This window comes from Aquirufa sp. (genome assembly GCF_044342065.1).
Taxonomy (GTDB): domain Bacteria; phylum Bacteroidota; class Bacteroidia; order Cytophagales; family Spirosomataceae; genus Aquirufa.
The window spans coordinates 1-20,335 of sequence record NZ_JBIIQN010000012.1 but is presented as its reverse complement, the minus strand read 5'-3'; the positions used below and the strand labels follow the sequence as shown (position 1 = coordinate 20,335).

At 38.1% G+C, this 20,335-nt stretch carries 25 protein-coding genes and 1 pseudogene; 12 read left to right on the top strand and 14 right to left on the bottom strand.

What is annotated here, in order from left to right; translation table 11 throughout:
• Window positions 1-66 precede the first annotated feature (66 nt).
• The 4 genes from ACIQZ2_RS06170 to ACIQZ2_RS06155 form a co-directional block, all read right to left on the bottom strand.
• The gene (locus ACIQZ2_RS06170; RefSeq protein ID WP_395767975.1) at window positions 67-579 is read right to left on the bottom strand and encodes a DUF421 domain-containing protein; all 513 of its coding nucleotides are present in this window, start codon (window positions 577-579) and stop codon (window positions 67-69) included.
• A gap of 1 nt (window position 580) precedes the next feature.
• Window positions 581-991, bottom strand: a complete 411-nt coding sequence (locus tag ACIQZ2_RS06165; protein WP_395767974.1) for an ExbD/TolR family protein — start codon at window positions 989-991, stop codon at window positions 581-583.
• A gap of 8 nt (window positions 992-999) precedes the next feature.
• Window positions 1,000-1,671: a MotA/TolQ/ExbB proton channel family protein gene (locus ACIQZ2_RS06160; protein ID WP_395767973.1), complete on the bottom strand. Its 672-nt coding sequence runs from the start codon at window positions 1,669-1,671 to the stop codon at window positions 1,000-1,002.
• Window positions 1,672-1,762: 91 nt separating this feature from the next.
• Window positions 1,763-2,689: a hypothetical protein gene (locus ACIQZ2_RS06155; protein ID WP_395767972.1), complete on the bottom strand. Its 927-nt coding sequence runs from the start codon at window positions 2,687-2,689 to the stop codon at window positions 1,763-1,765.
• 91 nt (window positions 2,690-2,780) lie between these two features.
• Here ACIQZ2_RS06155 and ACIQZ2_RS06150 point away from each other — a divergent pair, with 91 nt between their 5' ends.
• Window positions 2,781-4,184, top strand: a complete 1,404-nt coding sequence (locus ACIQZ2_RS06150; RefSeq protein WP_395767971.1) for a tetratricopeptide repeat protein — start codon at window positions 2,781-2,783, stop codon at window positions 4,182-4,184.
• A 96-nt stretch (window positions 4,185-4,280) separates the two neighbouring features.
• On the top strand, window positions 4,281-7,088 hold the full coding sequence (locus ACIQZ2_RS06145; RefSeq protein WP_395767970.1) for a M16 family metallopeptidase: 2,808 nt from the start codon (window positions 4,281-4,283) through the stop codon (window positions 7,086-7,088).
• Window positions 7,089-7,158: 70 nt separating this feature from the next.
• On the opposite strand, the gene ACIQZ2_RS06140 is transcribed toward ACIQZ2_RS06145, so the two are convergent.
• The 6 genes from ACIQZ2_RS06140 to sufC are packed head-to-tail and all read right to left on the bottom strand — an operon-like array spanning window position 7,159 to window position 11,581.
• Window positions 7,159-7,572 carry a BrxA/BrxB family bacilliredoxin gene (locus ACIQZ2_RS06140; protein WP_395767969.1) on the bottom strand — a complete coding sequence of 138 codons (414 nt, stop codon included), beginning with the start codon at window positions 7,570-7,572 and terminating at the stop codon, window positions 7,159-7,161.
• A gap of 29 nt (window positions 7,573-7,601) precedes the next feature.
• Entirely contained in the window at window positions 7,602-7,913 is a 312-nt protein-coding gene (locus ACIQZ2_RS06135; RefSeq protein ID WP_395768021.1) for an iron-sulfur cluster assembly protein, read from the bottom strand.
• A 12-nt stretch (window positions 7,914-7,925) separates the two neighbouring features.
• The gene (locus tag ACIQZ2_RS06130) at window positions 7,926-8,351 is read right to left on the bottom strand and encodes a SufE family protein (protein ID WP_395767968.1); all 426 of its coding nucleotides are present in this window, start codon (window positions 8,349-8,351) and stop codon (window positions 7,926-7,928) included.
• Window position 8,352: 1 nt separating this feature from the next.
• Window positions 8,353-9,579, bottom strand: a complete 1,227-nt coding sequence (locus ACIQZ2_RS06125; RefSeq protein WP_395767967.1) for a cysteine desulfurase — start codon at window positions 9,577-9,579, stop codon at window positions 8,353-8,355.
• Window positions 9,580-9,581: 2 nt separating this feature from the next.
• On the bottom strand, window positions 9,582-10,826 hold the full coding sequence (gene sufD / locus ACIQZ2_RS06120; protein ID WP_395767966.1) for a Fe-S cluster assembly protein SufD: 1,245 nt from the start codon (window positions 10,824-10,826) through the stop codon (window positions 9,582-9,584).
• A 2-nt stretch (window positions 10,827-10,828) separates the two neighbouring features.
• Window positions 10,829-11,581 carry a Fe-S cluster assembly ATPase SufC gene (gene sufC, locus ACIQZ2_RS06115; RefSeq protein WP_395767965.1) on the bottom strand — a complete coding sequence of 251 codons (753 nt, stop codon included), beginning with the start codon at window positions 11,579-11,581 and terminating at the stop codon, window positions 10,829-10,831.
• 144 nt (window positions 11,582-11,725) lie between these two features.
• On the opposite strand from sufC, the gene ACIQZ2_RS06110 reads away from it, so the two are divergent.
• Window positions 11,726-12,052: a HesB/IscA family protein gene (locus ACIQZ2_RS06110; protein ID WP_395767964.1), complete on the top strand. Its 327-nt coding sequence runs from the start codon at window positions 11,726-11,728 to the stop codon at window positions 12,050-12,052.
• Here the strand turns inward: ACIQZ2_RS06110 and ACIQZ2_RS06105 are convergent.
• A complete protein-coding gene (locus ACIQZ2_RS06105; RefSeq protein ID WP_395767963.1) occupies window positions 12,049-12,660 on the bottom strand; it encodes a Maf family protein in 612 nt (203 codons plus the stop codon). The two genes, ACIQZ2_RS06110 and ACIQZ2_RS06105, sit on opposite strands and share 4 nt — an antisense overlap.
• A gap of 100 nt (window positions 12,661-12,760) precedes the next feature.
• On the opposite strand from ACIQZ2_RS06105, the gene ACIQZ2_RS06100 reads away from it, so the two are divergent.
• The 6 genes from ACIQZ2_RS06100 (at window position 12,761) to ACIQZ2_RS06075 (ending at window position 15,332) form a co-directional block, all read left to right on the top strand.
• Entirely contained in the window at window positions 12,761-13,225 is a 465-nt protein-coding gene (locus tag ACIQZ2_RS06100; protein ID WP_395767962.1) for a MarR family winged helix-turn-helix transcriptional regulator, read from the top strand.
• Between the two features lie 13 nt (window positions 13,226-13,238).
• A complete protein-coding gene (locus tag ACIQZ2_RS06095) occupies window positions 13,239-13,808 on the top strand; it encodes a YceI family protein (RefSeq protein ID WP_395767961.1) in 570 nt (189 codons plus the stop codon).
• 74 nt (window positions 13,809-13,882) lie between these two features.
• Entirely contained in the window at window positions 13,883-14,512 is a 630-nt protein-coding gene (locus ACIQZ2_RS06090; protein WP_395767960.1) for an NAD(P)H-dependent oxidoreductase, read from the top strand.
• Window positions 14,513-14,692: 180 nt separating this feature from the next.
• Window positions 14,693-14,866, top strand: a complete 174-nt coding sequence (locus ACIQZ2_RS06085; protein WP_395767959.1) for a hypothetical protein — start codon at window positions 14,693-14,695, stop codon at window positions 14,864-14,866.
• A 7-nt stretch (window positions 14,867-14,873) separates the two neighbouring features.
• Window positions 14,874-15,029, top strand: coding sequence for a hypothetical protein (locus ACIQZ2_RS06080; protein WP_395767958.1), 156 nt, complete (start codon window positions 14,874-14,876; stop codon window positions 15,027-15,029).
• A 42-nt stretch (window positions 15,030-15,071) separates the two neighbouring features.
• The gene (locus ACIQZ2_RS06075) at window positions 15,072-15,332 is read left to right on the top strand and encodes a hypothetical protein (RefSeq protein WP_395767957.1); all 261 of its coding nucleotides are present in this window, start codon (window positions 15,072-15,074) and stop codon (window positions 15,330-15,332) included.
• A gap of 7 nt (window positions 15,333-15,339) precedes the next feature.
• Here ACIQZ2_RS06075 and ACIQZ2_RS06070 read toward each other — a convergent pair whose 3' ends face one another.
• From ACIQZ2_RS06070 to ACIQZ2_RS06060, 3 genes are all read right to left on the bottom strand, one after another.
• Window positions 15,340-15,537: a helix-turn-helix domain-containing protein gene (locus ACIQZ2_RS06070; RefSeq protein ID WP_395767956.1), complete on the bottom strand. Its 198-nt coding sequence runs from the start codon at window positions 15,535-15,537 to the stop codon at window positions 15,340-15,342.
• Between the two features lie 71 nt (window positions 15,538-15,608).
• The gene (locus ACIQZ2_RS06065) at window positions 15,609-17,060 is read right to left on the bottom strand and encodes a CCA tRNA nucleotidyltransferase (RefSeq protein ID WP_395767955.1); all 1,452 of its coding nucleotides are present in this window, start codon (window positions 17,058-17,060) and stop codon (window positions 15,609-15,611) included.
• Window positions 17,061-17,627, bottom strand: coding sequence for an L-threonylcarbamoyladenylate synthase (locus tag ACIQZ2_RS06060; RefSeq protein ID WP_395767954.1), 567 nt, complete (start codon window positions 17,625-17,627; stop codon window positions 17,061-17,063).
• Between the two features lie 111 nt (window positions 17,628-17,738).
• Between ACIQZ2_RS06060 and argS the strand changes: the two genes are divergently transcribed.
• The 3 genes and pseudogenes from argS to ACIQZ2_RS06045 form a co-directional block, all read left to right on the top strand.
• Window positions 17,739-19,523: an arginine--tRNA ligase gene (argS, locus tag ACIQZ2_RS06055; RefSeq protein WP_395768020.1), complete on the top strand. Its 1,785-nt coding sequence runs from the start codon at window positions 17,739-17,741 to the stop codon at window positions 19,521-19,523.
• A gap of 46 nt (window positions 19,524-19,569) precedes the next feature.
• Window positions 19,570-20,148 (top strand): glutathione peroxidase, encoded by a 579-nt coding sequence (locus tag ACIQZ2_RS06050; RefSeq protein WP_395767953.1) that lies wholly within the window; start codon window positions 19,570-19,572, stop codon window positions 20,146-20,148.
• Between the two features lie 3 nt (window positions 20,149-20,151).
• Window positions 20,152-20,335 (top strand): annotated as a pseudogene (locus tag ACIQZ2_RS06045) (1,4-dihydroxy-2-naphthoate polyprenyltransferase); the annotation flags it as partial.

The window sequence follows — 20,335 nt, the reverse complement described above, 5'->3', positions numbered from 1 at the left end:
TAGAAAATACTAGAAAATGATCCTTGGCTCTACAAACAGCCAAGTAAAGTCTACAAATATACTAGTTTAAGCCGTATTTCCCCCAAGAACCTTATGTCCTTTCCGTTTTCTTTTCGAAATTTTATGATAATTTTCTGATATCACGGATATGTTGCCATCCACTTCAAAAACTGATAAATCTACATCCTCAAGACTATTTATACCATGCTCTCGAATAGCAGCATACAATTGATCCAAGTTTAATCCAGATTTTGATAACCCAGCAGCAATGACCTTACCTTGATATACTAAAATAATTGGCTCACCTTCAACAACTTTAGTTAGGTTTGGAAATAGTTTCTCCAATTTCTTAAAAACAAAATTCGTTGAAAATAAAGCGAATGCAGCCATCAATCCACCAAGTAGGCTAGAATCTGAACCAAGCATCGCATTTTGAACGGAATTAGAAATCAACAATATAAATACTAAATCCACGACAGATAATTGCGCAAACTCCTTTTTCCCAAAAAGACGAATAGCCGCCACGATGAATACGTAGACGGCTATTGACTTGAAGGCAATGATAACATAGCCTTCCATATTACTTTTTCTTTTCAGCGGCCATAACCATAGATAGGTTATTTTTGGCTGCTAAATCATATACATCGGTTAAATCCTGAACGGTTCTTGATTTATCAATCGATATAATCAAAGAATTGGCCTTTTTCGTTTTTAAAATTTCTTTTATTTGACCATCAACCTGACCCAAGACAAAGGGCTGTGCATTACCATCAATGAAAAAATTATTGTTAGCATCAACAGAAACCCGAATTGATTCCACAACAGGCGGAGTAACTTTGGTTGAGTCTGCTTTGGGCAATAATAACCGTATAGCATCAGGCGAAGCTAAGGTCGATATCATTAAGAAGAACATCAAAAGGAAAAATAGAATATCCGCTAGGGCGCCTGTTTCTACTTCCGATGCTTCTCGTTCGCGCTTTCTAAAATTCATAGGATAATTTATTTTTTATTGGCTGGCTTGTGTAACAAGTCAATGAAATCCATAGCTACAATTTCCATTTTGTTAATTGAACGATCTATCATTGTCGTCAACAAGGTGTACATCACATAAGCAATGATACCTACTATTAAACCCGAAGCAGAAGTAACCATTTTCTCATAAATACCTGATGCAATGGTTGAAATCTCAATTTTATTGGATGTTGAAATATTGTGGAATGTACGAATCATACCCGTTACCGTTCCCAAAAATCCAAACATAGGAGCAATACGAGCAATTGAACTTAAGATACCTAAGTTTTTCTCCATATTGTAAATCTCAAGCTTGGCTTTGTTCTCAATCGCATCTTCAATATCACGGATGGGCGAACCTAAACGACCTAATCCACGCTCCAACAAATTAGCGATTGGAAATTTGGAGTTTTTGCAATAAGTAACTGCCCCTTGAATGTTACCTGAAAGTAACAGTTCATTGATATTGTGTAGAAAATTTTCATCAATACGCGATGTCTTGCGGATGTATAAATAACGCTCGATAAACAAGAATAAAGCAACTGTGAATAAAAACAAGATTGGATACATGACATATCCCCCTTTTTCCAATAAACTTAATACTGTAAATTCCTCGACCTGAGCAGTATCTAACAGAATAAAATTAAGTAGTGAAGACATAGAGCTTTGTTGAAAATTTTAATGATTTAATATAAACTTAAAGTTGGCCAAAAATATTGTCTTTTTCAAAAAATCGAAAGCATTTATTGAATTATTCTTGCCTACTATACCAATAGCCTTCTTTTAAACTATACATCGACATCCAAAAAGATTCTATAATTCCTTGATGAAGCACTTGGTCAATCAGATTATTGGCATAAGGGATCATGCTGGCACGAAATGCTTTCATTCCCGGAATACCCTGACGTTCACTTAAACTCATTTTCGCCATCTTATCTTTTAAAAGATAAAATCCTGCTAAATCTAAGGCATTGACTTTTTGAATCTTTTCCAAATACCCATGTTCCAATTGAATATCTGCCAAAGTTTCAAAGGCACCTGCTGCTCCAATCAAAGATGAAGGTCGATAGAAGGCAATTGCATCAAAAACATCTATCAGTTCATTGTATATATGACTATCTAATTCATCTTCAATCTGTAAGTCAAATTCGCCATCCACATGATAAAGCGATTGTAATTTAAGCCCCCCTAATTCCAAACTAGTTTTATACAGCACGTCTAACCCTTGAAAAATAATAAACTCGACACTTCCTCCTCCAATATCCATCACCATTGAAACTTCATTCCAAGGATTTGGCAAAGAATTTCGAATACCTTGAAAAATATATTCTGCCTCTTGAATTCCAGAGATTACCTTAATGGGGATATTCAATTGTGCTTCAACTAAATCGATAAATGCCCCAGCATTTCTCGTATTCCGCAATATACTTGTCCCGACCCCTTCTATAGAAGTACAACCCCGATCTTGGGCATGCCAAAGAAAACGCTCCAATGCCTCCAATGCGCGTGCCATTGCATCTAACTGAAGCAAACCAGTTTCCATGGCACCTTTACCTAACCCAACCGGCTGATGGTCCTCATAAAGTATACGAAGTGATCCATCATGAGGTGATTTATCAGCAACTAATAGTTGAAAAGTATTGGTTCCTAAATCAATAATTGCTTGGGGATTGGACATGCTAACTTGTTTTAAACAAAAGTACCTGAAAAGGCTGTTTATTAAAAAACAATTTAGTAATTTAGAACTAATTCAAACTAAATTTTACTACATGCTCGATCCCGAATTTGATGATCACAAGGAAGACATCCAATCTTCATTAAATCGTTTCGAAAAAATGTTAAACGAAGAGGAGAATTCCTTCTTTGATTTAGACACATTAGAGCAAATTGCCGAACATTATTTTATTCAAGGTAAATTTGACGAAGGGTTAAAAGCCTGCAATATTGGCCTCGAACATTTTCCATATACGCTTGAGTTAATAACCCTAAAAGCACAAATTTTAGGCGAAATGCAACAACCCGAAGCGGGTATTGAGCTTATCGAGAACGCTTTTTTACTTTTCCCTACCGATTTAGACCTACTAATGGTTAAAGGTTCCTTATTAAGTCAACTAAAACAGCATGAAAAGGCGATTGAAATATTCTTGAATCTTTTGGAACATGCGGAAGAAAAAGATGATATCTATTTTCGTTTGGGCTTGTGTTATTTGACTTGGGCAAAACCCAGAGAAGCTGTGGATATGTTCAAGAAATCACTCGAGCATAACCCTGAAAACGAAAATGCCCTCGTAGAATTGGCAAATGCCTTGGATGAAATTGGAAAAATCGAGGAGAGTATCCCCTTTTATCAAAAGTTTATTGATCAGGACCCATTTTCCTACACAGCTTGGTACAATTTAGGTATAGCTTATTCGAAGCAAAAGAAATATGAGAAGGCAATAGATGCCTATGAATACTCCTTGGCAATTGAACCCACATTCGCATCATCCTTGTTTAATTTAGGCAATACCTACATGAACATGCAGGAATATGTCAAAGCGGAAGAAGCCTATCGAACTTGTTTATTGCATGATGAGCCCAACCCAGAACTTTATTGTTGTTTAGGTGCCAGCCTTGAGCGACAACGCCATTTTGATGATGCATTAACTTTCTATAAGGATGCAGTGAAAATAGACCCCTTGTGGGATGAAGGTTACTACGGTTTAGCAGTTTGCCTAACGGAATTAGATAAATGGTTTGAATCCTTGCATTTCCTAAAAAAGGCAATCAAATTGAACGAAACGAATCCGCTATATTGGACAGGATTAGCTGATGTTGAGGCTTATTTAGGCAATCCGGTTTCCGCGGATGAAGCATTCCAAAAATCCGTTGAGTTAGACTCCTTCTTCGCTCCTACTTGGGTCAAATGGGCTCAAATGCACTTTGAACTTGGAGATTATGAAAAATCTGCTGATATCATGTTGTCTGCCATTGATGAATTACCTGAAGAAGCTGAATTGTATTATCGATCTGCCATTTTTCTTATCAAGGCGGCACAATTTAAAGAGGCATTTCATTTTCTTGAATCTGGTCTAATGCTCGACTACGATAAACATGTCATTATGTTCGATTATTTCCCCAATTTAGAAACGCAAAAGGCCATATTTAAATTAATTCAACAGTATAAAAAATAAATAGTTTCCAATAACATAAGTTTTCATCCATTTATCCTAAAGGATTTGGAGGTACCAACATCTTCTTTAAATTCGTAAAAATTTTAAATTTTTAATATGAAAAAACTACTCTACACAGGTTTGGCACTACTTTGCCTAGGAAGTAGCGCTTTTGCACAGCAAAAACCGAAATCACTACCAATTCCTGAAAAAATTACTTCTGCTGAAGGAATCACAGAATATCAGTTGGCCAACGGCTTAAAAGTTTTACTTTTCCCTGATCCTTCGAAACAAACCATTACGGTGAATATCACCTACCTGGTAGGTTCTCGCCACGAGGGGTATGGTGAGACGGGTATGTCTCACCTATTGGAGCATATGGTTTTTAAAGGGACCAAAGAAAAACACAAAGATGTAGCGAAAGAAATTTCGGATCATGGGGCTCAATTCAATGGGACAACCTGGCTAGATCGTACGAACTACTTTGAAACTTTTGCATCAACGGACGAGAATTTAGATTGGGCATTGGATATGGAGGCTGATCGTATGATCAATTCCCGCATTGCTAAAAGCGAGCTAGAAACAGAAATGACGGTAGTTCGAAATGAATTTGAAATGGGAGAAAACGACCCAGGCTCAATTTTAATGGAACGTGTGGTATCGACCGCATTTTTATGGCATAATTATGGTAATTCAACCATTGGGGCTCGTTCTGATATCGAAAAAGTACCTATCGAGAACTTGCAGGCATATTACCGCAAGTATTACCAACCAGATAATGCGGTATTATTGGTGGCAGGTAAATTTGACCCGGTAAAAACATTGAAATTAATCAATGAGAAATTTGGGGTAATTCCACGTCCAGAACGTGTTTTAACGAAAACATTTACTGCTGAGCCGACACAAGATGGTGAGCGCGATGTGATTTTACGACGCGTGGGCGATGTCCAACAAGTAGGCATGGCATATCATATCCCATCAGGTTTACATCCAGATTTCATTGCTTGCGATGTGCTGGTTGATTTATTAACCGATGCTCCTTCAGGACGCTTGTACAAAGCATTAATCGATACAAAGAAAGCATCTAGTCAATTTGGATATACCATGCAGTTAAAAGAACCTGGTTTGGTATATTTCGGTGCTGAGGTATTGAAGAACAAATCGGTTGATTCGGTAAAAAATATCATGATCGAAACGATTGAACAATTTGCTAAAAAAGCACCTACGCAAGAAGAGGTGGATCGTATCAAAACCAAAGGAATCAAAAACATCGAATTACTTTTAAATAATGCACAACGTGTAGGTGTGGGTTTATCTGAGTTTATTGCCCAAGGAGATTGGCGCTTATTATTCCACACGCGTAACCAATTGGAAAAAGTAACAGCAGCTGATGTACAACGCGTGGCACAGAAATACTTTAAATCGGCAAATCGTACATCTGGAATTTTCTATCCAACAGAAAAACCAGATCGTGCTGAGATACCAGAAGCAAAAGAAGCCTCAGAAGTATTAAAGGACTTTAAAGGTAAAGCAGCGGTAGCAGAAGGAGAAGCTTTTGATCCATCGCCAAGCAATATCGATGCTAGAACAAAAACAGAAAAAATTGCCGGGATTTCATTAGCGCTATTGCCTAAAAAGACCCGTGGAAATTCAGTTTACGCTCGTTTAACATTACGTTTTGGAGATGAGAAAACACTGTTGGGAACTGCTACTGCCGCAGATTTAGCGGCAGATATGTTGAGCAAAGGTACAGCGAAACATACACGCCAACAATTCCAAGATGAATTGGATAAACTGAAAGCTCGTGTATCCATATCAGGTGAGGCACGTCAAGCGAATGTTAGTATCGAGACAACACGCGATAATTTATTGCCCGCGTTACAATTAGTTGCAGAAGCACTGAAACAACCTATTTTCCCAGCAGATGAGTTTGAAAAACTAAAGCAGGAAAATTTAACGCAAATTGAAGGTCAAAAATCAGAGCCGCAAGCGAAAGCAATGGACGTTTTAGGACAATGGCGAACAGCACACTACCCTAAGAATGATGTGCGTTACCAACCGACCATGGCGGAACAAACAGAACGCTATGGTGCAGCAAAACTTGAAGATGCTATTGCATTTTACAAAGGATTCTATGGAGCGTCCAATGCGACATTCTCTGCAGTGGGCGACTTTGATGAAGCCGCAATTAAAGCATTCATTAAGACTGAATTAGCGGATTGGAAATCTCCAAAGGCCTACACGCGTATACCGGAGAAATTCCATGATAACCAAGGTCAAGTTAAATCAATTGAAACCCCTGATAAAGCAAATGCCTTTTTCTTAGCTTATCAGCCGTTAAAAATCTCTGATTCTGATCCGAATTATGCCGCTCTTGAATTAAGCAACTACATGCTAGGTGGTGGAAGTGGATTAAGTTCTCGCTTAATGAATCGCATCCGTCAAAAGGAAGGTTTATCCTATGGTGTAGGATCACAATTTGCAGCAAGTGCATTGGATGAAAATGGCGCGTTTTTAGGTTATGCCATTTACGCTCCCGAGAACATCGCTAAATTAGAAGCAGCATTCAAGGAGGAAATTGAGAAAGTCTTGAAAGAAGGATTTACGGAGAAGGAAATCGAAGAAGCGAAAAAGTCTTGGATTCAATCTAAACAAGTAACACGTTCACAAGACAATGCATTGGTAGGAACATTAAATAGCAACCTGTATTTAGGTCGTAACTTAAAGTGGTCAGAAGATTTGGAAAACACGGTGAAAAACTTAACACCAGGACAAATTTTAGAAGCTACACGTAAGACGATTGATTTGACGAAGATGTCCTTCATCAAAGCAGGAGATTATGAGGGTGCTGCCAAGAAAATGGCTGAGAAAGCTAAAAACACGCCATCTGAATCAGGTGCTGTGGGTGGTGCACCAAAACAGTAAAATGAAAATAGCCGTTCGATGAACGGCTATTTATTACAGTAAAAAAGGAGCCAAATGGCTCCTTTTTTACTTAACAGAATTCTTCAAAAACGCCTTCTAAATGTTGGGCAATTAAAGCTGCCGAACGACCTTCAATATGATGACGCTCAACAAAATGCACTAATTCACCATCCTTAAACAAAGCAATAGATGGAGATGATGGAGGGTAAGGCAATGTGTACTCACGAGCCTTTTGAGTAGCTTCCTGATCTACACCCGCAAAAACCGTCGCTAAATTGGTAGGCTTTTTAGCAGATGCCGCAACAGCACCTTTCACGCCTGGACGTGCAGTGGATGCTGAACAACCACATACCGAGTTGATAAATAACAACGTCGTACCTGATTTTGCCATGGTATCTTCCACTTCAGCTGCCGACTTCAATTCTTGAAATCCGCCTTCTACGATATCCATCCGCATGGGATGTACTAAATGTTCTGGATACATATATTTTTAATTTAAATTGCTAAACATATTTACATAAAACCAAGTTCCAATTTGGCGACTTCTGACATCATATCTTGTGCATATGGTGGATCGAAAGTTAATTCAACGGAAACCTCAGCAATACCTTCTACTTCCCTTACAGCTTTTTCAATGTCTACTGGAATACTTTCAGCTGAAGGACAAGAGGGTGAAGTCAAAGTCATTAAAATATAGACGTTATTTACTGGGAATATTTTTATCTCATAAATCAACCCTAACTCATACACATCCACCGGAATTTCGGGGTCATATACCGTCTTTATTGCTTTAATAACCGCTTCCTTTAATTCTACTTCTGTCATACTCATATCTTCTTAAGCTAATGCATTAAATGCAACTGCATAATTTTTCATTTGTTTAACCATGGATACCAATCCATTTGAACGGGTCTGTGCCAAATGCTGTGCCATTCCAATTTGATCAATAAAATACAAATCAGCTTGCATGATTTCCGATGGCGTGTGATTCGATAAAACACGAATCAGCATACTGATCATACCTTTAACAATTATTGCTTCAGAATCCGCCTGAAAAACAATCAAATCCCCTTGCTTCTCTGCATGCAACCAAACTTTACTCTGGCAACCTTTGATGACATTTTCCTCCGTTTTAAATGATTCTGACATCGGGGAAAGCTTCTTGCCCAAATCTATCAAATATTCATATTTATCCGCCCAATCATCAAAAAGGCCAAACTCCTCAATCAACTCCTCTTGGGTTTCATTTATTGTTGCTGCCATATTAACTCAACATCATAATCGCACGCTTCAACGCTTTAACAAATAAATCAATCTCTGATTTGGTATTGTAAAACGCGAAGGACGCCCGACAAGTTCCTACTAATTCATAACGCGCCATCAACGGTTGAGCACAATGGTGACCAGTCCGAATAGCTACGCCAAACTTATCTAGCAAAACACCAATGTCTTGTGGATGTATACCTTCGATGATAAAACTCACCACAGCAATTTTTTCAGGTGCCTGACCGATGATACGTAAACCATCAATTCCACATAATTGTTCAGTAGCATAATCCAATAAAGATTTCTCCTGCTCCCAAACCGAATTTTTAGGCAAAGATTTTAGATAGTCTAACGCGAATCCAAAAGCATACACATCAGCGATGTTGGGAGTTCCCGCCTCAAATTTATAGGGCAATTCATTGTACGTAGTTCCTGCGAAACTAACTTCTTTAATCATTTCTCCCCCTCCCTGATACGGTGGCATTGCCTCCAGTAATTCGCGTTTCCCATACAAGACACCAACACCCGTTGGCCCAAACAATTTATGCGCAGAGAAGGCTAAAAAGTCGATACCCAAGGCTTGAACATCAATATCAAAATGAGCGACGGATTGTGCCCCATCAATTAAAACCTTTGCTCCTACTTCGTGCGCTAAATCAATCATGTGTTTGATTGGATTTATGGTCCCAATTGCATTTGAAACATGATTGACCGCAACAAACTTAACGCGGTCTGTCAATAATGATTTATATGCTGAAATGTCCAATACACCAATTTCATCAACTGGTATAACTTGTACTTCAGCACCAGTCTCTTGAGCAATCAGTTGCCAAGGAACAATGTTTGAATGGTGTTCCAAATTCGAAACCAAAATCACATCCCCTTTGGAAAAATTGGCACGGCCATACGATTGTGCGACTAGATTAACACTCGCCGTTGTACCAGATGTAAAGATGATTTGATCGGTGGAGGCCGCATGTAGAAAGTCTTTCAACTTTTTACGTGTCAATTCATAACCGGTCGTTGCTCGCTCGGCGAGTGTATGTAAGCCTCGGTGGATATTGGCATTATCTTTTGTGTAATACTGGTTCAACGCATCAATCACCACTTGGGGTTTTTGCGTCGTTGCAGCGTTATCGAAATATACCAAAGGTGACCCGTTAACTTGTTGGTCCAAAATGGGAAAATCCTTTCTTACTTGCTCGATATTTAATCCTTCTACCATGATTATGCGCCTAAGGCTTGTTGTATTTTTTCAACCACCCGATTTGAGATTGATTCTTTCAAAGCAGGAATTTCTACCTTATCAATAACTTGTTGGACGAAAGCCAGCATCAACAATGTTTTCGATGCTTCCTCAGATATACCCCTAGAACGCAGGTAAAACAAAGCTTCATCGCTCAATTGACCTGTTGTAGTCCCATGTGAACATTTTACATCATCAGCCCAAATTTCCAATTGCGGTTTTGTATTCATGGTGGCTTTATCTGAGGCCAACACATTTTTACAAGATTGGAAAGCATTCGTTTTTTGTGCATCTGGACGGACAAAAATCTTACCATTAAACACCCCTGTTGAATTACCTAATAAAACACCTTTGTATAATTCATTGGATTCAGAATTAGGCATGCGATGATCAACTACCGTGTGCGAATCAATAAATTCATTGTTTCCTGGAACATACAAGCCATTCAAATTTGAAAGGACATTTTCACCATCCACGTAGAAATGCAAATTATTTCGTACAAATCCTCCATTTATGGAAAAAGTGAACATATCAACTTGACTATTGCCTTGTTGAAAGATGTATGTATGATCTACATGCGTTGTTTTCTGAGCAAAATCTTGTGTTTTTACAAAGGTTAAATGCGCAGATGCATCAACCCAAACCTCTTGCACATAATTCGAAAGAATGGATTCAGATGCAGAACCAGTGGATAAATCATCAACCCAAGTTAGGCAAGCTTCCTTTTCTAGATAAATCAACAACTTAGTTTGAATCGCAGAGGCAATAGAAACATCGGCAACATACTGATGCAAAATAGGTTTTTCAAGCTTAACCCCTTCTTTCACCCAAATAACCTGATGTGAGCTTGTTAAAGCATCATTCAAATCATACAAGGAGTTTTGATCCAAAATTTGATTTCGCTTAGACCAAACAGCCATAAAAGCAGGATTTTGTTTGGCAAAATCAATAAACGCTAAAATTTCAACCCCGGTAGGTAAGCTACCCAATACTTCAAATTTTCCATTCAAAGATTGCAAATGTAGGGATGTATCTAGCGATGCAATTGCTTTATGCTTCGGTGCTTCCGATGTATTCCAATTCCAATCGAAATCATTTAGCGATTTCAAGGAAGCGTACTTCCATTCTTCCCATTTGTTTGTTGGGAATCCTTTGGCCAAGAAACGATCCATGGCCGCTTGCTTTTCTTTCCCGAGGGAAATAGTAACGAGTGTGTCTGTTGCCATGATTAATCTACTAATGCCGAAATGATCCAATCATATCCTTTTTCCTCTAATTCAAGCGCTAATTCTTTTGTTCCCGATTTAACAATACGCCCCTTATAAAGTACATGAACGAAATCAGGTACTATGTAATCCAATAATCGTTGGTAGTGTGTGACAACAATAGTCGCATTGGTAGGACTTTTCAATTTATTTACCCCTTCAGCGACGATCCGTAACGCATCAATATCCAAACCAGAATCAGTTTCATCTAAAATGGCCAACTTGGGATTTAAAACAGCCATTTGAAAAATCTCATTTCGTTTCTTCTCCCCTCCTGAAAAACCCTCATTTAACGAACGACTTAAAAGAGACTGATCAATATTCACATACGCCATTTTCTCTTTAAACATTTTCAGAAATTGTACAGCATCTAATGGCTCCTCTCCACGATATTTGCGGATTTCATTCACCGCAGATTTCATAAAGTTGGTTGTGGAAACACCCGGAATTTCAACTGGATATTGAAAAGCCAAGAAAACACCTTCAGCAGCCCGTTCCTCTGGCGCTAGGTCTAACAAATCCTTATTTAAAAAATCTACAGAACCTTCGGTCACCTCATAATCTTCTCGACCAGCCAAAACGGAGGCCAATGTTGATTTACCTGAACCATTTGGACCCATGATGGCATGAACCTCGCCAGCTTTTACTTCCAAATTTATCCCCCGAAGAATTTCTTTTTCTCCAATTCGCGCATGTAAATTTTTAATTGATAACATATCGATATAAGTGTATAAGGCTAATGAACCACAAAATTAAAACCTAAAATAATACAAAACCATAGTTTATTTAGATTCACTCTAAATAAGATGAAGTTTTATTGAATATTTATTTATCTTTGTAGTATCTAAAGTGTAAATGACATGATTACTATCTCAGAAATTGCCGCAAATCGCATCAAAGAAATTCGTCAAAACGAAGGATTAACTGAAGCATTCAATGTTCGCGTTGCTGTTGAAGGCGGTGGATGCTCAGGATTAATGTATCAATTAGACTTTGCATCAGAACCCAAGGACACGGATATGATTTTTGAAGATAAGGGTGTCAAGGTAATGGTAGACAAAAAATCAATTCTTTATCTTGCCGGAACTGAACTTGATTTCTCAGATGGGTTAAATGGAAAAGGGTTCCAATTTAAGAACCCAAATGCTTCACGCACCTGCGGTTGTGGTGAGAGTTTCTCAATTTAAATACCCAAAGGCATTTGCTTTGATTCCAAAATATAAGGCTGGAGTAATTGGTAAACCTGGTAAATGGGTAAACCCATAACGGTATAAAAAGATCCATTTAGTTCCTGAATACCAGCCATACCTATAAAATCTTGGACACCATAAGCGCCCGCTTTATCTAATGAAGCTCCACCCCGAACATACCATTCCATTTCCCAGTCGGCTAATTCCCTAAATTTCACAAAAGCTGAATCAGCTGTGGTCACTATTCCTTGCGGAGTGGCCAAAGCAATACCCGTAACAACCTCGTGCGTTCGACCTGAAAGCTTTTTAAGCATTAGTAATGCCTCTTGTTTGTCGGCAGGCTTATTTAAAATTTCATCCCCTAAAATCACAACGGTATCTGCTGCGAGAATTAACGTATTAGAACAGGTATCCAAAAGCGCCCTCGCCTTGCGCTCTGCAAGCATAGCGGGTACATGCTGCGCATTCAAATCTGCAGGAAAAGACTCATCAACGTCCGAAGGAAGTACAGTAAACTGAAAACCTGACTGGGTTAATATCTCCTTGCGCCGAGGCGAGTTAGAAGCTAAAATAAGAGGAAACTGTAAGCTAAAGGAATCTTGCATAGCCAAAATTAAGGTTTAATTGGACGTTTTAAAAAATTAATTTTAAAAACATTTGTATTTAATGTAATTACATTTAATTTTGCTACATCAAATTTCAATTATGGGAATTTCAGAGGACTTAAAGCAGCGAACGTTTATTTCAGAGACAAGCAAGTCGGTGGTTAACATCATCTTCACAGGCAACTGGATGATGCAAAAAATGCATGAATTATTAAAACCTTTCGGTCTTACCCCCCAGCAATATAATGTTTTACGAATTTTACGTGGGCAACAAAATAACCCCATGACCGTTTTAGCCATTACAGAACGGATGTTGGACAAAACGTCGAATGCGTCGCGTTTGGTCGACAAACTTTTAGAGAAGAAATTTGTTTTACGAAAAGAATGTCCGCACGACCGCCGGGCAGTAGACATTATAATTTTACCTGCCGGCTTAACAATTTTAGGTGAGATCGATCAGGTACAAAAAGCATGGGAAATGAATTTCCAAAGCATTAATCCAGACAAAATGAGTCAATTAAATGACTTATTGGATGAGTTTAGAAGTGTATTTACGAACAATTAAACAAATAAACAAAATGAAAAAAGTAAGCCTAATCTTGACAGCGCTCGTTATGAGTATTTCTTCTTTCGCTGCACCGAAAGCCGTTAAATTGAACACATCAGCGAGTTCAATCGCTTGGTATGCAGAAAAAGTAACAGGAAAGCACAATGGAACGGTAGCCATTTCTGCCGGTTCATTAAATGTAAATGGAAAAAAAATTGTAGGAGGTAACTTCACGATTGATTTGAAATCCATCAAAGCATTGGATATCACTGATCCAAACTATAACCAAAAGTTTATTGGTCACATTTCTTCAGGCGATTTCTTCGAAGTTGAAAAATTCCCAACTGCCACTTTCGTAATCACCAAAGTAGCGGGTTCACAAGTAACCGGTAATCTAACAATTAAAGGAATTACAAAATCAATCTCATTCCCTGCTCAAATAGCGGTAGGAGGAAATGGAAAAGTATCAGCAAAAGCTACAATCACAATTGACCGTACAGATTACAACATTCAATACAATTCAAAGAAATTCTTTGAGTCCATCGGTGACAAAGCAATCATGGATGATTTCAAATTAGTAGTTTCGTTGGTTAGCGAATAAATTTATCCGCCTAAAAGCCGAGGTGTAATGTTGCATCTCGGCTTTATTTTTTATTTAAATATTCTTAAAAAACTATGTCCTTACTAGATGATTTATCTTGGCGCTATGCGGCAAAAAAAATGAATGGTGCCAAAGTACCATCAGAAAAAATTGAAATCTTACTGGAGGCTATTCGCTTATCTGCTTCAGGTTTCGGTTTACAACCTTACCAAATATTGGTTATTGAAAACCCTGAATTACGAGCACAAATTCAGCCCATTGCATTTGGCCAACCGCAGGTGATTGAATCATCTCATTTACTCGTTTTTGCTGCTTGGAATGAAGTAACAGAAGAAAAAATTGATGCATTTATGCAATTGGTGTCGGAAACGCGTAATGTACCCATGGAAGCATTAGCTGATTACCGTGGTGCCATCGCGGGATCTATGTTAAAGCGTCCGCAAGAAGCTCAGGCAAATTGGGCAGCTCGTCAGGTGTATTTGGCAATGGGAACCGCACTTGCTGCTGCCGCTCATTTGAAAATCGATTCGACTCCAATGGAAGGTTTTATTCCTGCCAAATTAGATGAATTATTGGATTTAAATGCAAAAGGCCTGCATTCTGTATTAATGCTGGCAGTTGGTGAGCGTGATACAAACGCTGACTACATGGTTAATGCAGCAAAAGTTCGTTATTCTAAAGAGCAGTTATTTACCCGCTTATAATCCATTGAATTTTATTGATTAAAAAGGTCGCCTCAACAGGCGACCTTTTTTTTATCAGTTTTTTAATCTGAAATAGAATTAAATACCACACTTTCGAATAAACAAGACCTGATTCTTCTGGTAATTTTAAACTGTAGCTCGAGACTATAATGTTACCTAACCCTATAAACATGTACGATCATGAAAAAAGAAATCATACCCATTTCAATATGGGGAATGCAAGAATTAAATATTACAGAACTCACAAGCATTGATGGTGGGGGATTCTGGGAAATCTTAGGTATCATAACTGGCATAGCAGTTGTGGTCGCAGCAGTTATTTACACCGGAGGATTGATACTACTTTTAACCTAATATACTCATGGAAACACAAATAACTACGTGGAAAAATTTGTCTGAAGAGGAATTACAATCCATTCATGGTGGTGGCTGGTTTTCTGATTTTAAACAAGGATTTAAAGAGGGCTTTGATTGGGCAACAGGCGTACTCAAAGATATAATTTCCATATTCAAATAATAGTTGGCGGGGTGTAAGCTCCGCCAAATAAAATCAATACCCATGAATCAAAATACCATAGAAGATCTAAAATCCGAATTAGAAGAATTCCGAAATAATTTAGAGGAGGTGCATACCGATGCCAATCAACAAATTACAATAAAAATAAATGGCCACTTTAAAATCATGCATTTGAATATAGCAAGTCAGCTTGAGCAGGCAGCTATAGAAAAAGCTGTACCTGAATTATTTTCAAAAGCTATGGAATCGATCGGTCAAAAAATCAGAAAAAAACTAGAAAATCTACAAGCAGTCCCTCGCTAGGGACTGCTTATTCTTTCAATAATTCCTCCACTGAAATTTTAAAAAAAGAGGCTAATTGATACAATCGATCTACACTTAGTTTTGATTGCCCGGATTCCATTTTAGCATAGCTACTTTGGCTAATCTGCAAATTGAATGCTACATTTTCTTGCGATAACTCGCGATTATTGCGCATTTTGCGAATGTTTCGAATGACGTGTTTCATGTGGTTAGGATTTACCACTAAATCTAAACAAGTCGATCGAGAATTAAAGCTAAAAAACTGATAAATATAGATTAGGAGATGGTATTAAGAAAATCTTCCTTCGAAATCATCGGACTCAAGCCTAAAGACTTTCCTTCATGAATCATCAAGTCCCAACCAGATTCAAAATCATTACGAATTTTACCTTCGAGAATTGCCTCACGGACAGCAATTTTAATCAATCCAATTTCCTTTCCAGGGCCAATATCAAAAACGTGCATAATCATCTCACCTGTAATAACAGGTTGAAAATTACGAATTGAATCACTAGCCTCAACCTCCTTCAACTTTTCTTCTACCAGGTCAAAATTACGCAAATAGCGCTTCACTTTTTCGCCATTTTTAGACGTAATATCAGCTCGACAAAGTGTCATAAGCGCCTCCAACTCATCTCCAGCTTCAAACAAAAGTCTTCGGAGTGCTGAATGTGTAATTTCTTCTTTTGAAAGAGCAATGGGGCGCAAATGCAAACGAACAAGTTTTTGAACTAGTTTCATTTTCTCATTAAGTGGCAACTTAAGTCGCTTAAAAATAGTCGGAACTTGACGAGCTCCCATTTCTTCATGACCATGAAATGTCCAACCCTTGCCTTTGACAAATCGCTTGGTTTGTGGCTTCGCAATATCATGCAAAATCGCAGCCCATCGCCACCAAAGATCATTCGTATTGTCAGCTATATTATCCAATACTTGTAAGGTATGATAAAAATTATCCTTATGCCCCTTCCCTTCTTCGGTATCAACCCCTTTCAGTTTGACAAATTCAGGAAATATCAACGGCAAAATTCCACAAGCATCCAATAGTAAAAAACCATAGGACGGTTTACTACAGAGAATCAGTTTATTTAACTCTTCTGAAATTCGTTCAAAAGAAATAATTTCCAAGCGATCTTTTTCACGTTGCAAGGCCTCAAATGTCTCCGGAAAAATATCAAAACCCAACTGGCTCGCAAACCTCACAGCTCGCATCATTCGCAAAGGATCATCAGAAAATGTAACTCCGGGCTCTAAAGGAGTACGAATAATTTTTGACTTTAAATCGGCAATACCGTTAAATGGATCTAATAAATGTCCCCAATTTGACTGATTCAATTGCACAGCCATGGCATTAATCGTAAAATCCCGACGATTTTGGTCATCCTCAAGACTCCCTTCCATCACCAAAGGTTTTCGTGAATCTCTTTGATAGGATTCCTTTCGGGCACCTACAAATTCAAGTTCCCAGTCATCAACTTTCAACATGGCCGTTCCAAAGTTTTTAAAAACTGAAACTGCATGATCCGGTAAATCAAACTCTTTAGCAACCTCCTCCGCAAGCGCGATTCCAGAACCAATACAAACTACATCAATATCCTTACAAGGTCGACCTAGTAACTGATCACGAACAAAGCCCCCGACAACATATGAATCCATTTGAATTCGGTCTGCTGCGGCACCAATTCGCATAAATATAGCATCAGAAATTATCTCCTGCCCTGTTTTCATCTATCCTCTTATCAATGAGTAATCCCCACCTAAACCTAATTTGACAATTTTAGATGGTTTCTTATGCTCCTTACCTGAAGTAGGATTTTTTAAAATAAAATCAACTTCTTTTTTAATCGAATCTGAAACTGCATCAAAATTACTTGGAAAAAGCTCCCCCGAAACATTCGCAGAAGTCGAAACGATACCGCGTTGATAACGATAAATTAACCCCTTGCAGAAATCATCTTTTACCAAACGGATGGCAATGCTACCATCAGGCCCCAATAAATGTGAGCTGACATTTTTACCTTTAGGATAAATTATCGTCAAGGGATCTTCAGCAAACTCCACTAAATCCCACGCAATCTCCGGTACCTCCTCTACATACTCACTTAATTGCTCAATCTTTGAAATCAAAACAATCAATCCTTTTTCGGTAGGACGATGTTTGATTGCTAACAATTTTTCAATGCTTGCAGTCATGCGAACGTCACATCCCAAACCCCATATGGTATCACTGGGATAAAGAATTACACCTCCTGCTTTAAGAGATGAAATTGCATCATGATAAATATTAGCTGACATGGCCACAAAGGTAAGATTAAATTCGTCAAAAATGCCCCTAACAAGTCAATGTTTGCCCTTAATTGGCTACCTTTGCAGCCATTGATTTTCATTAAACCCGTTGATTTCAACATGCTCATTATCCAACAATCGATTCAAAAAAGCTTGCAAGCTGGCTTAAAAAGTCTTTTTACCATCGATGCGCAAGAAATCGTCTTACAAGAAACCAAAAAGGAATTTGAGGGAACTTTCACTTTCGTTGTTTTCCCATATACCAAACAAGCGGGAGCTGCACCCGCTCAAATTGCCGAGAAATTAGGAGCCTACCTAGTGGCAAATAATCCTCACATTAAAGCATACCAAGTTGTACAAGGTTTTCTTAATTTAAGTTTAAACGATGCCGTTTGGATCCAAATTTTGGATAACCTAAATCAAGACGATTGTCCATTTGAATTAGCGAATAAAAATGAAAAGGTCCTGATTGAATATTCATCACCTAATACCAATAAACCCCTACACTTAGGGCATTTGCGTAATAATTTTTTAGGTTTTTCGGTTGCTCAAATTTTGGCAGCAGCTGGATATGAAGTGATTAAAACCAATTTGGTCAATGACCGTGGTATTCATATTTGCAAATCGATGTTGGCTTACCAACTGTTTGGCAATGGCGAAACACCAGAGTCAATTGGAATTAAAGGAGACCATTTAGTAGGCAAATATTATGTAGCTTTTGATAAAGCCTATAAAGTGGAGATTGAAGATTTAGTTAATCAAGGAATCGATGCCGAGGAGGCTAAAAAGCAAGCTCCTATCCTATTGAAAGCACAGGATATGTTGTTGGCCTGGGAACAAAATGACCCGAAAGTCATTGCTTTATGGGAAACAATGAACACCTGGGTTTTCGATGGTTTTGCAAAGAGTTATGCTCAAATGGGAGTCAGTTTTGATAAAATGTATCGTGAATCCAACACGTATTTGTTGGGCAAAAAATTAGTGGACGAAGGTTTAGCTCAAGGGGTATTTTACAGAAAAGACGATGGGTCTGTTTGGATTGATTTAACAGCGGAAGGATTGGATGAAAAGTTGGTTTTGCGTCGCGATGGAACATCGGTTTACATTACGCAAGACATGGGCACCGCACAATTGAAATATGAAGATTTTGGTGCTAAGCGTTCCGTTTATGTGGTAGGAAATGAACAAGATTATCATTTTGAGGTCTTATTCCATATTGTAAAGAAATTAAACAAGCCATTTTCAGAGGGTAATTATCATTTATCCTACGGGATGGTGGATTTGCCGAGTGGCAAAATGAAATCGAGAGAAGGAACGGTCGTAGACGCCGATGATTTAATGGCAGAAATGGTTCAAACGGCGCAATCACGCACCATGGAATTAGGTAAAATAGATGGATTCTCAGCCGACGAATCCAATGCTTTATTTAACCAATTGGGCTTAGGCGCATTAAAATATTTTCTACTGAAGGTTGACCCTAAAAAACGTATGTTGTTTAATCCGGAGGAATCGATTGATTTCCAAGGCAATACAGGACCATTTATTCAATATACACATGCTCGAATTTGCTCGATGACGCGTAAAGCAAATTCCATGGGAATCAACATGAAAATTAGCTCAGATAAAACCCATACATTAATGGAATCTGAACAAGAATTAATCTACCTATTGGGTAATTATAAATCGAAAATTCAAGAAGCAGCTGAACAATTTGCTCCCTCGGTCATTGCACAATACACCTATGATTTAGCGAAGCAATTCAATAAATTTTACAATGAATTGAGTATTTTGAACGAAGAAAATGAAGATAACCGAAACATTCGGTTAAATTTAGCTTTGCTAACTGGTGAAACAATACAGGCATCCCTTTCGTTATTAGGGATAGTTGCACCACAACGTATGTAACGTGAAAAAAAAATACAAAATTTTAATCATCTTAATTATTATCACCATGATCGTAAGCCTTATGAAAATCGGATCGCTATTAACTGCATTGGCCTTGCCATTCACACAAAAAGTAGCATTGGAACGCCCAGCACAAGCTGAACAAGCGTCTGACAAAAACTTCTTTTCATTCAAAATGAATGGAATTGACGGTAAAGAAATTGATTTTAGCCAATTCAAAGGCAAAAAAATCGTTATTTTGAATACGGCATCTAAATGTGGATATACACCACAATACGCCGACTGGGAAGCTTTCCACAAAGCAAATCCTGAAATTGTTGTTCTTGGATTCCCTGCAAATGAATTTGGAGGACAAGAGCCTGGATCTAATTCGGAAATTGCATCATTCTGCTTGAAAAACTATGGTGTTTCCTTTCAAATGATGGAAAAAGTTGTTGTTAAAGGAGCTGGCAAATGTGAGCTTTATCAATGGCTAAGTGACAAATCTCAGAATGGCTGGAATGAGAAAGAACCAAGCTGGAACTTTTGCAAGTATGTAATCAATGAAAAAGGCGAATTAGTAAATTTCTTTGCTTCAGGAATTAAACCATCCAGCGCAGAATTTCAAGCAGCGTTGAATAAATAATACATGAATAGATGGGTTGAGGCGGCTAGGCCAAGAACATTGCCACTTGCATTAGCGAGTATCATGCTAGGCAATTTGTTAGCCTTTTCGAGTGGGAAATTTGATTGGATTATTGCTGTATTAGCCATTTTTACAACCGTTGGACTACAAGTCCTTTCGAATTTTGCCAATGTTTTGGGAGATTTCA